The sequence below is a fragment of the Pseudoalteromonas sp. M8 genome, assembly GCF_018141365.1.
Lineage (GTDB): Bacteria > Pseudomonadota > Gammaproteobacteria > Enterobacterales > Alteromonadaceae > Pseudoalteromonas.
This window is the reverse complement of record NZ_CP047239.1, coordinates 216,470-231,317: the sequence shown is the minus strand read 5'-3', so window position 1 is coordinate 231,317 and position 14,848 is coordinate 216,470. Positions and strand designations below refer to the sequence as shown.

The 14,848-nt window shown below is 43.4% G+C and carries 9 protein-coding genes; 7 read left to right on the top strand and 2 right to left on the bottom strand.

Annotation, left to right across the window (positions count from 1 at the left end; genetic code table 11):
* Positions 1 to 56: 56 nt before the first annotated feature.
* The 3 genes from GSF13_RS00925 (at position 57) to GSF13_RS00915 (ending at position 4,533) form a co-directional block, all read left to right on the top strand.
* The gene (locus GSF13_RS00925; RefSeq protein ID WP_211865671.1) at positions 57 to 2,312 is read left to right on the top strand and encodes an acyl-CoA dehydrogenase; all 2,256 of its coding nucleotides are present in this window, start codon (positions 57 to 59) and stop codon (positions 2,310 to 2,312) included.
* Positions 2,313 to 2,760: 448 nt separating this feature from the next.
* Positions 2,761 to 3,699, top strand: coding sequence for a phosphotransferase (locus GSF13_RS00920; protein ID WP_211865669.1), 939 nt, complete (start codon positions 2,761 to 2,763; stop codon positions 3,697 to 3,699).
* Positions 3,700 to 3,702: 3 nt separating this feature from the next.
* The gene (locus GSF13_RS00915) at positions 3,703 to 4,533 is read left to right on the top strand and encodes an EamA family transporter (RefSeq protein WP_211865667.1); all 831 of its coding nucleotides are present in this window, start codon (positions 3,703 to 3,705) and stop codon (positions 4,531 to 4,533) included.
* 26 nt (positions 4,534 to 4,559) lie between these two features.
* On the opposite strand, the gene GSF13_RS00910 is transcribed toward GSF13_RS00915, so the two are convergent.
* Positions 4,560 to 6,203: a S8 family serine peptidase gene (locus GSF13_RS00910; protein ID WP_211865665.1), complete on the bottom strand. Its 1,644-nt coding sequence runs from the start codon at positions 6,201 to 6,203 to the stop codon at positions 4,560 to 4,562.
* A gap of 142 nt (positions 6,204 to 6,345) precedes the next feature.
* Positions 6,346 to 7,407 (bottom strand): ABC transporter substrate-binding protein, encoded by a 1,062-nt coding sequence (locus tag GSF13_RS00905; protein WP_211865663.1) that lies wholly within the window; start codon positions 7,405 to 7,407, stop codon positions 6,346 to 6,348.
* Between the two features lie 200 nt (positions 7,408 to 7,607).
* Between GSF13_RS00905 and GSF13_RS00900 the strand changes: the two genes are divergently transcribed.
* From GSF13_RS00900 to GSF13_RS00885, 4 genes are all read left to right on the top strand, one after another.
* The gene (locus GSF13_RS00900) at positions 7,608 to 8,000 is read left to right on the top strand and encodes a cytochrome b562 (protein WP_174169259.1); all 393 of its coding nucleotides are present in this window, start codon (positions 7,608 to 7,610) and stop codon (positions 7,998 to 8,000) included.
* Between the two features lie 281 nt (positions 8,001 to 8,281).
* Positions 8,282 to 9,730, top strand: coding sequence for a basic secretory protein-like protein (locus GSF13_RS00895; RefSeq protein ID WP_211865661.1), 1,449 nt, complete (start codon positions 8,282 to 8,284; stop codon positions 9,728 to 9,730).
* 196 nt (positions 9,731 to 9,926) lie between these two features.
* Entirely contained in the window at positions 9,927 to 12,755 is a 2,829-nt protein-coding gene (locus GSF13_RS00890; protein ID WP_211865660.1) for a TonB-dependent receptor, read from the top strand.
* Between the two features lie 17 nt (positions 12,756 to 12,772).
* Positions 12,773 to 14,848: a basic secretory protein-like protein gene (locus GSF13_RS00885; RefSeq protein ID WP_211865657.1), complete on the top strand. Its 2,076-nt coding sequence runs from the start codon at positions 12,773 to 12,775 to the stop codon at positions 14,846 to 14,848.

Here is a 14,848-nt window from a genome sequence, read left to right as displayed (position 1 = left end):
TAAACGAATTTTTATGCCGTAATGTAGATATATCTATCTGGTCGGATGAGTTAATTATGAGCCTAAGAACGAATTTAAGAAAGATCCTCCCAAGCATTTCAATTACAGAACAAGAAGCATTAGATGCAGGTGATGTTTGGTTAGAAGGGTCAATTTATCAAGGTAAGCCTGACTTTTCGGCGCTTCGTGCTGTACCTGAAGCTAAGCTAAGTGCAGAAGAGCAAGCTTTTTTAGAAGGTCCAGTTAAAGAATTAATGGGTATGATCGATGACTCGGAAATTCAAAATGGCAAACACTTGCCAGAGCATGTGCTTGAATTTTTGAAAAAAGAGAGATTTTTCTCTTTGATCATTCCAAAAGAATACGGCGGTCTAGAGTTTAGCCCTTACGCAAACTCAACGATAGTGGGTACAATTGCGACTAAATCCTCTGCGGTAGCGGTAACGGTGATGGTTCCTAATTCACTAGGTCCGGGTGAGTTATTGCTTCATTATGGTACTAAAGAGCAGCAAGCGCACTACCTTCCTCGCTTAGCAAACGGTCGTGATATTCCGTGTTTCGCGCTAACAAGCCCTGAAGCTGGTTCCGATGCCGGTGGCATTCCGGACCAAGGTATTGTTAAAAAAGGCATGCATAACGGTGAAGAAGTACTTGGTCTTGAAGTAACATGGGACAAGCGCTATATCACACTTGCACCGATTGCGACGGTACTCGGTTTAGCATTTAAAGTATTGGATCCTGAGGGATTACTGGGCGGTAAAAAAGAACTAGGGATCACCTGTGCGTTAATTCCACATGACCATCCAGGTGTGCAACTTGGTAACCGTCATGACCCGATGGGGATACGCTTCTATAATGGCACGACGCGTGGTGAAAAAGTTTTTATCCCAATGGACTTTATTATCGGTGGCCAGAAGAATATCGGTCGCGGTTGGCAGATGTTGGTAAGTTGCTTAGGTGCAGGGCGTGGTATTTCTTTACCGGCGCTAGGTGTTTCAACTAGCCAAGTCGCACTGAAATCGGCATCTGAATATGCGGCGGTACGTGAGCAATTTGGTCTCTCGATCGGTCAATTTGAAGGTATTCAAGAAAAGCTTGCAGATATTGCAGGCAAAGCATACATGCAAGAGGCGATGCGGGTATTAACAACAGAAGGTTTAGGTATGGGTCTTAAGCCATCTGTAGTAACAGCAATTGCAAAATACCACATGACTGAAACTGGTCGTGACGTATTGGACTCTGCAATGGATATTCTTGCAGGTAAGGCTATTCAAAATGGTCCCCAGAATACCCTTGCAAGCGGTTATGTTGCCCAGCCAATAGCGATTACCGTAGAAGGTGCAAACATCCTAACGCGTAACTTGATGATCTTTGGTCAAGGTGTAATGCGCTGTCACCCCTATTTGCAGTCGATGGTTGAATCTATTCACAGCGAAGAGAAAGACGCCGACAGTAAATTCCGTGGTATTTTGACAAAAACAGTTAGCTATAGTGTTGCCAACAGCTTACGTGCTTTCAAATATGGTCTTATGCCATTCACTGCTGATGCAAAATCACCATTACCTGAAGTGCGTGCGTATGAAAAAGCCGCGCATAGATTAGCAGCTAAGCTTGCGGTATATGCAGACTTCTCACTACTTGTGCTAGGTGGAAAACTGAAGCAAGCAGAAATGCTGTCAGCACGCCTTGGTGATGTAATGAGTCACTTGTATGCAGCGATGGCTTCAATCAAATACTATGAGCAAAAAGTAGCGGTAGCAGAGCGAGAGCAAGCTGCACCTTATTTCCATTATGCGACAAGGCATGCACTTATCAGTGCAGAACAAGCGCTTCATAAATTCTTAGATAACTTCCCGGCAAGTGGTACTCGTAAATTTATGCGTGTGATCACGATGCAGTTTAGTGGCAAACAAATGCCTAAAATTAATGACGATATGATCAGAGAATTGGCCGCCGCGGCGCAAATGGATACGCCAATCAAAGCGCAGCTTACTCATCTTGTGAAGCCTACGGCAGGTGATGGTCATGATATCAATGAGCAAGCATATAAAGCTAAGATGGGTTGCCTTGAGCTGCTTGCCAAAGTTAAAAAGGCAGTTCGCAAGCGCGAGATCCAACCAGGTGTTCGTTTCGAGCAAACATTAGATAATGCACTTGTTGGTAACCTTATCAACGAAGAAGAATACGCAAAACTGGTTGATTACAACCGCAAGCGTGAAAAAGCAATTCGAGTGGATGAGTTTGACTTCGATTTAAACTTGTTAGATGAACAAAGTGCGAAAGAAACAGTCAAGCAAGCCGTGAATGAGTAAGTTAAACAAATAACTTTTTTGTAAAAGTAAAAGCCCTTAACCAATTGGTTAAGGGCTTTTTCATGTTGGGTAAAGATAATAACACCAGCTATAATTATCAAGCACTGTAAAACGGTTTGCTTATTATACCAATTTGTCTTAATACTAGCTCAACTTGAAGGAGCATATCTGACGCTAACAGCGTTAAAAATTTCTTATTTAGAACAACTAAATAAAAAATTTTTGCCTCGCCTACATGGATGTAGGTACCTTGGCGTGAGCAGGATGCGGAAGCGGTGTTATCGAGAAGATTTCTTCGCCTCAAAGTAGATCGCTTAATTAAGAGAATTGGTATTCGTAATAGTAAGTAAAGGGTTGTACTGTGTTTAAGTAACCTGAGTTATACAATAAAAAAGTTTGGCTGTTTATTCATCAACTCTCAGGTTAAATAACAAAAAGGTGTAACACAGTGAAAATAAGTATTCCAAGCGATGTAATTTCTGCGCCTATGTCAACACAGCAAGAGCAACAGTTATGGAGCGGTTGTGGTGATATGTTATTTATCAATCATGATGCTGGGAAGCTTGCAATTAAGCGCACTAAAGTGCCTAGTGACATTGCACATCGGCGAATTGCACAATCTTCGGTAGCGCTTGCGCGTAAAGCCAAGTCTTATCAAGTAGAACGTCACTTTTACAAGCATCATGCTTGCGAATTACTTTCACCTTGCAATACGCCTAGCTATTTAGGTGAAGGGGTAAGTGAAGGGATGGACTACATCGTCTTTAGAGACTTCTCAACTCAAGGTTTTTCGCAAACCGCTAATCCATCCGAGTCACAAATATTAGCAGTGATAGGGTGGTTAGCTAAATTCCATGCTCACTTTTTACAAAGCCCTGCAGAGCATGTGTGGGAGCAAGGAAATTATTGGCACCTAGATACACGACCGGATGAACTTGAGCGAATGCAACACAGTAGCATTAAACAAGCGGCACCTCGATTACGAGATCGTATCAAAAATAGCCATTGGCATACTTGGATCCATGGCGACGCTAAGCTTGCTAACTTTGCCTTTAATGGCGATCAAGCACTGGGATTCGATTTTCAGTATGTTGGAAAGGGTATTGGTGTATCAGACTTAATGCTGTTTATTACGTCGGTATTAGACGAAAAAGAACAGCTCCTGCATGCCGATGAGTATCTCAAATTGTATTTAGATATGTTGAGAATAGAATTATTAGGCAAAGCAGCCTCTATTGATATCGCTCAGATCCTTTCTGAGTGGGAGTCGTTGTGGCCTGTGGTGTGGGCTGACTTTTATCGCTTTCTGTTGGGTTGGAAACCGGACCATGTAAAAATCAATGATTACATGAAATTTCAAACGGAAATTGCATTACAACAGGGATAATAAATGGCCATAGCCTTATTCAGTGCGTTAAATTGGGCTGTATTTGATTTTTTACGAAAAAGGCTAGCGAGCCATTATTCAGCCGCGCAAATGTCGGTGATATTTAGTCTGCTAGTCTTACCTGCATACATTGGCTATTGGTTGGTTGTTGACAAGCAGCTCCCAAGCTCTGCTTATATAGCGCCTGCGATAGCTAGCGGAATGTTGGCGGCAATTGGTAGCGTAAACTTTATTCAGGCGCTTTCGCTTGGGCGAATGGCGGTTATCCTGCCTCTGTTATCTATCACTCCAGCACTTGCAGGTGTGTTTGCTTGGTTGCTACTTGGAGAACCTTTAACCACGCTGCAGTCAATGCTAATCGCTGCGATTGTTCTCGCTTCATTTTTATTGCAAGGAGGCAGATTCTCTTTTCAAGAGCCAGGTGCAAAACAAGTTGCAATCACCTCTTTTTGCTGGGGGCTTTGCATCGTGTTCGATAAACAGGCTTTGCAATACAGCTCGCTCTCTTTTCATGCTGGGTTTCTAACCTTTATGGTATTTTTTGTTAATCTAATCTTGTTACGACCACAGTTTAAAAATCAAAATTTCCGCGCACATTGGTTGCTCTGGACTATTTCTGCAGTGGTATTCGCTGTCGCTGTTATCTTCCAAATGCAGGCGTTAACCGAAATTCAGCCGGGGCTTGTTGAAGGATTGAAAAGAGCCATTGGTATAGTCAGCGCGAGTATGCTTGGAATGTGGTTTTTTAAAGAGGCAATTTCAACAAAAGAATGGCTTATGATCTCTGTAATTCTGTGTTGTAGTGCAATGTTAGCATTAAACAGTGGCGCTTAAGCGCCACTTAAAATGACCAGTTGGTATTACTTACACTGCGCGACTTTAGTCCAAACGTTTGAGTAGATCTCTGGGCTTGCGCCTTGTGACCAGTACGTAGCACGGTATTCAAAGCCTTTGAATGAAACCCGGTCGCCCGTATTGTAGAACTTAGTTGCATTCCATTCTTGGATACCATTACACCCAGCTGGTGCATCACTAACGGTAACTGCTAGTGTCTTAGAAGCAGTTCTGTTATTTGAAGCTGTCACAGTGAGTGTCACTTGATATGTACCAGCACTCGCGTAGGTGTGTGATGGGTTAGTTTGTGAGCTTGTTGCACCGTCACCAAATTCCCACTGATAACTACCTGCTGTTGATTGGTTGTTAAATGTCGCAGTGAGGCCGGACACGCTGAAGTTAAAGTTTGCATTGACTGCACCTGAAGTATCACAACCATTATTTGTTAGATAATCAACCGCCGCTTTTGCTTGCACAATACCATAGCCGTAAGAAGTATCACGACCTGCTTGGCCTTTGTCTTTTGCTGTTGTATTCAACACTTGGCGAATTTGCTGAGCAGTACATTGCGGGAAGTGGCTCCACACTAATGCTGCGACACCAGAAACATGCGGTGTTGCCATTGAAGTCCCACTAATACTGCGATACGCGCCATTATTCCATGTTGAGTTTACACCAACCCCCGGGCCTGCAATTTCTACTTGGCTGTTGTATTGAGAGAAAGAGGCTTTTGACTCAGAGCTATCGACCGCAGCCACAGATACAACTGCATTATACGATGCTGGGTAGCTCAACGAGCTATTACCCGCGTTGCCAGCGGCTGCGATATGTAGCATGCCACGCTGATAACTCTGCTCAAATGCGCTTCGTTCTGCCGTAGAACTGCCGCTGCCACCTAAACTCATGCTAGTTACATTGGCGCCAGCCTGCTCACACTGCTCAATTGCTTTAATGAGGTCGGAACCGTATGCCCAGTTACCTTGGTCGTTAAACACTTTAACAATATGAAGACCTTGTTGCCCTGATGGATTCACCCCGACCACACCTGTGCCATTACCACCTAAAGCGGCGATTGTGCCGGCAACGTGTGTTCCGTGGCCGTTACCATCGTTACTCCACACACCTGTGTCGTAGTTACCGTAGCCGTCATTACCAGTAATGCCTGTGCTAGGTAAATCTTGGTGACCTAGCGTATAACCTGTATCCATAATACAGACTTTACGGTTGCCGCTGTAGCCGTCAGATACTTGGTTAGCCTGCACCATATTAATGCCGTAAGGTGTTGTTTCAGCGAGTAAATCAATTGCTGAAGTTTTTACACTTGGCAAATAGCGTTTAGGGTCAACTTCTACGTGTGCAACATTACCGCTTGCTTGTAGTTGTTGCATTTGCGCTGAAGAAACTTCGGCGACATATGCATTAATGCTTGGTAATGTGTTGACTGCAGCACTACCTAAGGTGGAGTAGGCAGCTTCAGACAAAGCCTGCGCTTTAAACTGCGTCGTTTCTGCTTGATTTAAGCGCACTGGCAGAACATTTGGTGTTGCGCTGTCTTTTAACGTGACAATAACGCGCTGTGTATCTGCGTGAGCAACTGAAAGGCTTGCACAAACGCAAGCGCTAAGGGTCGAAAGCTTAAGAAGTTTTACTACTGTATTACTGTTTTTCATATTTCACCTGTTTTACATGTTGTTTACGTTTGTTACTAAAACAGGTGTTGACATCGCTGTCAATGCGTGAAGATTAGACAGGTGTAAATTGCATTATCTTTCTGGGTTTTGTTTATTGCATTAATTAATCGTTCTTAAATTCTCAATTCTTCACATTATTATTGTGGTTATTTTTATTAAGTGAGTGAGTTAGTTCTGTAATGGTAAATTGCGCTGGATCGTTAATGTAACGTAAAAAGTCCAGGTGTTCAGGAAAGTTTCCATGTATGGCATGATACAAAGGTAAGTGAGCGTCATCCAGCGATTCGAAAATAGACAAGGTCACGCTGTCTATTGGTGTAAAGTCTCTATGATATTGTGCTAGTCGAGCTAAAGTATAGGCCCCAAGCAACACATGCCCTCCGATCGAAACATCTAACTTTGGCGCAATACCTTCATCCCAATTAATCCCACCTATGACGATCTTACGGTTTAACTCTTTAGCAGCGAGTAACGCGCCATAAGCAATAGGATCATTAGCAGCCCAAACGGTTGTGATTGCGGGATCTCGCTGTAACCACGCTTTAGTGAGACGATAAGCTTCATTCTGAGACCATTGACAATTTGCCTCTGCGATTAATTCTAGCTTTGTATGGTGCTCAAGATAAGCGCGCATGCCTTTTTGTCGGTCTAATGCCGCAGTCGTCGCCACGTCTCCTAGCAAAGCTAATACATGTTGCGATGGATTGGAGGACCTAAGTGCTTTTCGCGCAAGTTGATGCATTAATTTAAAACCGGCTTGGAAATTGTCTGGCTCAATGGTGCCAATAATTTGGTGTCCTGACTTTAACAGAGCGACTTCCTCTGTTTTAGTCGGTCCGTTGAGCAAGAAAATAATCTTGATTTTGGTGGCTTTGGTGTTTAACAAATAGGGAACGACACTCGACTTTTCGTTAACCAGCACAAGGTAATCAGCATCACTTTTCAAGGCTTGCTCTACGAGCGATTTCATCAAAATATGGTTGCGCTGCGCATAACTAATTTTGAGGGAAATATTCATGTTATTAGCGGCCGCAGTCATCACGTTGCTGACGTTATACCAAAAGTCTCCGGTAGGGTTTTTTGTTGCAAAACCGGGGTTTACAAATTGAACGTTGAATCGTTGTGCAGATAGCACGGCCATCGGCGATAAAAATAAAAAGATGAACAACAATTTTCGGATCATAAGTCTCTACATTTTTGATATTCAAAAAGTGTGCTGCTAAATACGCGACGTCATTAATATAAGTATAGTTTACGCTAGAATCGTTGCGCTATCTGCCTGTTTTTTGAATGCTATTCGGAACCAGCATATTTTTCATAGCATTGAATTTAGCTCATGCGTTAATTGCTTTATACTAGCGCGCAAAGAGTAAGGGGATTTTGATGAGAAAAATCGTATTTATATTCGTGTTGTTGTTTTCGGTGTCAGGGGTTGCGCATGAGTCAAGCGAATTGAATAAAACCATGAAGGAAATGGGCCATATTTATAAGCAGGCTATGAAAGCGCAATCTGCTCAAGAAATGCAAGCACACTTAACCGAGCTGACTACACTCGTTAATGAAAGTAAGCAATTTCAGTTTAAGCAAGAGGTGTCTGCCGAGTCAGTTGAGGGCTTGGATAAAGTACTCGAAGCCATTACTAAGGCGAGCCATGAAATAGACTCGGGAAGAGTCGAGAAAGCCCGTGAAATGCTATTAAAAATTGATGAGCTGAGAAAGCAATACCACAAACTACACGAGCCACCGGGCTTTTGGGAGTTACTATTTGGTAGTTAACCTGAGATTCGAATAGTTAACTTATCCTATCGCTGTGGTTATTCCTTGTTCTATCACAGCGGCTTTGCTTATCGGTCTTGGCTTTAGTTGAATATGGCAAAAAGACTAGCGAGCCGTGGCTTGATCTTTCAGGCTCGTTAGTCTTCCATAAGATCCAAAAGCGATGAAATAGCGTTATCCTTTTCTGCACTTATTAAATATTACGTAAAAATCTACTCAAAATAAGTTGCATTATAAATTGGAACGATCCAGTATGTTTGTTTTTAATCTGGGAAATTTCAATGAAAACCTCCTCATTAGCCAGTCTAATTTTACTTTCATTTTGTGGCTCCTCATTAGCGAATGCCAATGCGCTCTACGACATCACCGAACGCGATGCATTCTCTGTAACGAGTGACGTAAAGGAGCAAATCCAAGGTGAGGGGATAGAGCAGTTAGTTGATAGGTCACTAAAAAGCAAATTCTTATCTAAGCAATCTAGCGCAGAGATTGTATTTGATCTGAAAGACGTAAAAGCGCTTAGACAGTATCGTCTCACTTCAGCCCAAGATGCACCCGCCCGAGACCCAAAGCATTGGACTGTTGCCGTATCTATAGATGGCAAGACATGGCAAGAGGCTGATAAACGCAACAATATGGTATTTTCAAGGCGAGGTGAAACACTCGCTTTTGACCTACCCAAAACAACGGATGCAAGGTACGTGCGCTTTACTGTGGCACAGGAAGGTAAAACGCAGTGGGGTGACCGTTTTTTGCAAATCGCTGATCTGGCACTCTATGCAGAAACAAACTTACCGCTGGCAAATTTTACTGCAGATAAAACTGTTGCCAAGCTTAATGAGCCAGTTTCTCTGCAGTCGATATCTGCAAACTCACCTACAGAGCTGAATTGGAAGGTTGAGGGCAAAGCGATGCTGTCAAACGCAAAAAGTGTTGAAGTAGTTTATGACAAGCCAGGTAACTACGATGTCACTCTAGTCACTAAAAATGCGCATGGCTCCGACCTTAAAACCCGTGCGAACTATTTAAAAATATACGATCCAAATCAACCATGGAAAGGCTTTGAGCCGCCAAAGGTCAAAGTGGTTATCGAAGATACTGAGTCGGCAGGGTCGAAACGCCTGCAAGCACTATTTCCTGATATAGCCAGTACGGTGGATGACGTAACTCGCCAACTGGCCCCTAGGTTGTACAAACACTTTGCAGAGCTGCCAGAGTTTGAGCAAGTCACATTTAGGCTAAAATGGATGGACACAATAGCGTATCGCTCTGGAGACGAAACAAATATGGAAATCGTGTTTAGTTCAAAGTACATCACCGAAAAACTCGCTGGGCAGCCAGATGAGCAAGTGGAATACGAACTCCTTGGTGTGCTCTGGCACGAACTTACCCATGGATATCAGCTATTTCCAAAAGAGAGAAGTTATTCTGAGCCCGATGTACATGCATTTATTGAAGGAATGGCGGATCTCATTCGCATTCAAGCGGGATACCATAAAACCCGTTCGCCTAAGCCGTCAGATTCTTGGGTTGGTGGATACACAAACACTGGGTTCTTTCTCGCATGGCTCGCTGAGTCTCATCCTGATTTTGCCTATCGTTTTAATCAAACTGCGGTAGAAATAGAAAATTGGTCATTTGCAGATGCAATAAAATCGGTTACTGGAGAGTCCCTTGATAAGCTCTGGTCTCGCTATCAAAGTGAGCTTTCTGCCGTGAAATTGCAGTGAACTAGCAAGAACTAGATGGTTACAATTTGTCATCACTATGCTGTAAATGTACATAATTTGTTGACAGGTTTGTTTTATTGCTCATAATTGGAACGTTCCCTTTTTGATTTCTGCCTGATGCTTTGTTGGTTTTGCTAATGGTGAAATAAAATTTTTATAATGAATTGGAACGTTCCTTTTGAATTGTGGGGGTCTTATGACAACAATAATGTATAAACATAGCCTGATCGCCGCTGCTGTTCTTGCAGCGGTAGCAACTAACTCAGTAACAGCCGCAACAGATGAACAAGCAGAAGAAATAGAACGTGTTGAGGTGACAGGATCTCGTATTAAACGTATCGCCATTGAGGGTGTGACCAATGTCCAAAGTCTCTCTTCCGCTGATATGGTCAGAAGTGGTTTTAACACAGTTTATGACGCACTGAGTAGCATTTCCGCTGCTAGTGGTGCCGTTCTCGGTGAAGTAGAAACTGGCTCCTATACGCCTGGCGCCAAGGAGTTAAACCTGTTAGGTGTTGGACCTGAGTACACACTAATTCTCGTTAATGGCAAGCGCTTGGCTTATTACCCAATGCCGTACGGTGGCCAAACCAATTTTGTTAATCTCGATATGTTGCCAACGGCGATGGTTGAGCGCATCGATATTCAATCCGGCGGTGGCTCTGCAATCTATGGTTCAGACGCAATGGCTGGAGTAGTCAATATTATTACCAAAAAAGGTATGGACGAGCATGTCGTTGAAGCATTCTACGGCCAGGATACCTATGGTACGGGTGATAAAAAAGGCTTGTCGTTTGTTGGTGGTTTTGAGCAAGACGACTTTACGTTTGACTACTCACTAGAATACAAGACGGAAGAGGCGCTAACTGGTGCCGACAGACCTTTTCATGACAGCGTTTGGGATAATCCAGATCCAACAAACAAGCGAGAGCTCAATCGTTCAATTACCGTATGGGCTGAGAATACCGAGTTCAAAAATCAATATTCAGCGCAGTACTGTAATACAGATGATAATCCACACCCGACTGCGGTTCAGCACTTTATTAGCCGCAATGATTACGGCCTAAGCTGTGGGTGGGATGAAACCGGCAACAACTTGCTCCGTAACCAAGTTGAAACCATGAGTTTGTATATCAACTCGGTGTACAGCATCAACGACGAACACAGTTTTTTTGTTAACGGATTTTATATCGATCAAGAAAAGAAAGGGGCACGAAATCCATTCTTCTTTGCTCATGCAGAGTCAATTCACGGATCCATGTTTTGGGATCCAGATATCAAAAATAAAGCTGGTGGCTATGGCGCTCCAGTTAAGTATATGTGGCGGATAGTGAATGATTCAGAATATACAAATGATGGCTTAGGTCGAGTATACGATGATAAATCTTATTCATTTAGTTTTGGTCTTGAAGGGGAGGTAGCAGATTACTATTACTCCGTTGGCTTCAGCCGTTCACAATACGACTTCTCTGATAGGTACTTGCATCACACGGTTGAAGGAAATAACTGGCTAAAAGGCCCTAAGTTGGGAGAGGTTGATGGCATGCCAATCTACCGTCCAAATTACCAAGCTTTTTTTGCACCTCTGACCCAAGACAATATGTATAACATGGCTGATTGGGCAACCTACGATGGCTTATCGTTCAATGAAACCCTAACCGCAGATCTGTCCGGGGATTTATTTGAGTTGCCAGCAGGATTTGTGTCTTTTGCCGCATATATTGAGCTGATGAAAGAAGGGACGAGGGCGACGCCCGATAGCAGAATTCTAAATAAAGAGTTTGTTGGTCTAACTGGCGTTATCACCGATGGTGAACGTAACCGTTATGCTGCGGCGACAGAATTTATGATCCCAATTACTGAACAGATCTCTAGTGAAATAGCGCTGCGTTATGACCACTATGATGATATTTCTGATGTTGGTGGGGCATTTACTTATCAAGTTGGTTTTAAATACTCTCCCACTGACGCGCTGATGCTAAGAAGTGCGTATGGAACAACGTTCCGTGGTCCTAGCATGAGCTCGGTATATCAAGGGTTTGCTGGTAACTTTGGACGAGGCTCGGACAAAGTGATTGCAGATGCTTGTCTACGTTTTCAAACCACTGGGGATCCCGCTCAATATAATGCTGATGCATTAACTATCAGCTGTGCAGACTTAGACACAACAAATATCAACGAGCCAAAGCTAGATGCTGACTTTGAGACAATCTCGGCAGGCGATCCAACTTTAAAAGAAGAGTCTGGTCATTCATTAACCTTTGGTCTTGTGTATGAGTATTCCCCTGAGCTGTCATTCAATGTTGATGTTTATGACATTGTCTTAAAAGACAAAATTACTCGACTTGGGTCTGGCGAAATTCTTGATAATGTCTGGAAGTGTGAAAACGGCCTAATCGATTCGTCTTCTGCTAAATGCGCCAATATGCAAGACAGAGTACAGCGTTTTGACCAAGATGGTTTGGCAACCGACTGGTTAGGGAACACGAAAAAAGGATTACCGTACACCGCAGCTATTATCAGAGAAGGTTATATAAACGCCGCAGAAAGACAACATGGCGGCGTCAATTTTGGTGTGAAAGGTACGTTTGAGTCAGAACTTGGCGAGTTTATTTATAAGCTTGATTACAGCCATGTTCTAAAGAAAAAAGAAAAGCTTCGTCCCGAAGATCCGCTTGAAGATGTGCTAGACAGCCAAGATAACTATAACTTCAAAGATATGGCATCGTTTAACCTGACTTGGCAGTTGGAAAAGACCGCAATTTCATGGCAGGTAAATTATAAAGGAAAAAATTGGAACGGTGCTGATTTTGGTCAAAGAGAAAAGTTACCTGCATGGATAAAGCATAACCTAACCATTGGCCATTACATCAATGACAATACGCGAGTGATGTTTACGATTCAAAACTTATTAAATGCGATGCCGCCTCAAGATGACTCGTTTAGAGGCTACCCATTTTATAAAGCGGGTAATTATGACACGAACGGGCGTGAGTTCTTACTAAAAGTTAACTACCAATTTTAATAATAAAGGGTAACGAAATGAGAAAATTAATGCTATCAACGGTGGCAATGGCCGTCGCTGCGACACTAATAGGCTGTAATGATGGGTCTGAATTTGTTGAACGTGATAAGCCAGAGCAAACTCAATCATCCGGGCAGCCAGACTCTGGCGCACTGCGTAATATCACCTCAGATACTGGGGTTGAGATTGAGGCTATTTTAGCGGATGGTGTACAAGCCTCGCCCGCAGGTGAAAGTGTCGACAAACTTATCGACGCTAACACGAGTACAAAATTCCTGGCTTTTGCGTCAAACGTCACTGTAGTGTTTAAAGCCGCGACAGAGATTGAACTTAGAGAATATAGCTTTACGTCAGCAAACGATGAAGCAAACCGAGATCCAAAACAGTGGGTCGTATATGGCTCAAATGATAAAGCTGAGTGGATTGAGCTGGACTCAAGAGCGGAAGAAGTATTCTCTGCTCGAGGACTGACTCGCAATTTTGAATTGGCCGAAAGCGGCGAAAAGTATCGCTACTTCAAATTTGATTTAGTACATGGTGGTACAGATAGCTATGGTGCTGATATTACGCAACTAGCGGAACTCGAAATCAAAACGGTATCGGATATTCCTATCGTCGCATTTAATGCGACAAACACGACTCCTGAAGTCTCTGAGTATATTGTTTTTAGAGATGAGTCGTTGGTTAACCCGACTAGCTGGCAGTGGACGTTTGAAGGTGGTATTCCTGCGACAAGTACAGAGCAAAGCCCATTGGTTAAGTTTGAAGCTTTAGGGCCAAAAACCATTACACTGGTTGCGAGTAACGACAAAGGGGAAGCGACATTAGTTCAGCAAGACTTTATCCGTGTGTGGGAGCCAGCCTCGCCATGGGCTGGGTTTCCAGAGCCTGTAATCGAAGTGAAAAAGGAACTACCAGAGCACCCAGGACAGCTGGCGCTTGAACGTGCGGTACCAGACCTAAATGCCCTTATTCATGAGATCTCATTGAAGATTGCCAAGCGCTTGTTTAATAATGTAACCGAAATCAACGTTTTTGAGCACGTTACTTTTATTACCGGAGACTTTGATGCGCCGGCTTCAAAGGCCGGTGAAGGCAAATTTATGGAGCTTAGGTTTGATGTTAAGCACATCGCCAACCTAGAGGGTCTTGGAGATGAGGCTATCCGTAACGAAGTTATTGGCGTGCTGTGGCATGAGCTGACCCATGGTTACAACAACGTTCCGGCTGAAGGAGAATATCGTCCGGGCACGGATTATCACACCTATCTTGAAGCGCTAGCTAACTTTATTCGAATAGATGCTGGTTACTTAGAGCATAGACGCGGTGGAGTTCGCTGGATGGAACACTACAATGTTGATGCTTACGATCAAACAGCATTCTTCTTTGAGTGGGTAGAAAACAGTCATCGTAACACCGATTTTATCCGTAAGTTTAATGCGGCAGCAAAAACGCTTGATGCGTGGAGTTTAGACACCGCTTTTAAGTCTATATTTGGTGAACAACGTGGCATTGATGCAGTATTTGAAGAGTATCAAGTCTACCTTGCAAGCGTCGGTAAGTTACCACCAGTACCACTTGGCTATCAGAACTTTGCACCCACTAGCACTCAGGTAACAACAAACGGAACTGCACTTGTGCCTTTTAATGAGGGGGCAGACAAGCTTAATGATAGAAATATTACCTCTAAATTTAATGTGGTGTTGGAAGCCCCTGCTTGGCTTGCACAATATGCACCTGACTTGTTGCCGATAAAGCAGGTTGATAAGGCCCAGGTTAACTATGTGTTTGACAGCGCTAAAACAGCAAAATACTACTCATTAGCGACAGCGGGAGACAACCCTCATCGCTTTCCTAATGCGTGGCAGCTACAGGGCTCAAATGACGGTACGAATTGGATTACGCTAGATACTCAACAGTTCAACGAACTACCTAATACGATGGAATACTATAGCTTTGCTATCGAGAGTCCAAATGCGTATACCCAGTATCGTTTGGAACTTGAGCATACCCGTGAAGGCGGTGGAATTGGCGGCGCTAGCGGACGCCTAATTCAACTAGGCGAATTCTCATTGTGGGAAGCAAAAGACTAG

Excerpts from the sequence above, each read along its gene's own strand:
- GSF13_RS00925 (WP_211865671.1), top strand. The coding sequence starts at position 57 with ATGAGCCTAAGAACGAATTTAAGAAAGATCCTCCCAAGCATTTCAATT.
- GSF13_RS00915 (WP_211865667.1), top strand. The coding sequence starts at position 3,703 with ATGGCCATAGCCTTATTCAGTGCGTTAAATTGGGCTGTATTTGATTTT.
- GSF13_RS00910 (WP_211865665.1), bottom strand. The coding sequence starts at position 6,203 with ATGAAAAACAGTAATACAGTAGTAAAACTTCTTAAGCTTTCGACCCTT.
- GSF13_RS00905 (WP_211865663.1), bottom strand. The coding sequence starts at position 7,407 with ATGATCCGAAAATTGTTGTTCATCTTTTTATTTTTATCGCCGATGGCC.
- GSF13_RS00900 (WP_174169259.1), top strand. The coding sequence starts at position 7,608 with ATGAGAAAAATCGTATTTATATTCGTGTTGTTGTTTTCGGTGTCAGGG.
- GSF13_RS00895 (WP_211865661.1), top strand. The coding sequence starts at position 8,282 with ATGAAAACCTCCTCATTAGCCAGTCTAATTTTACTTTCATTTTGTGGC.
- GSF13_RS00890 (WP_211865660.1), top strand. The coding sequence starts at position 9,927 with ATGACAACAATAATGTATAAACATAGCCTGATCGCCGCTGCTGTTCTT.
- GSF13_RS00885 (WP_211865657.1), top strand. The coding sequence starts at position 12,773 with ATGAGAAAATTAATGCTATCAACGGTGGCAATGGCCGTCGCTGCGACA.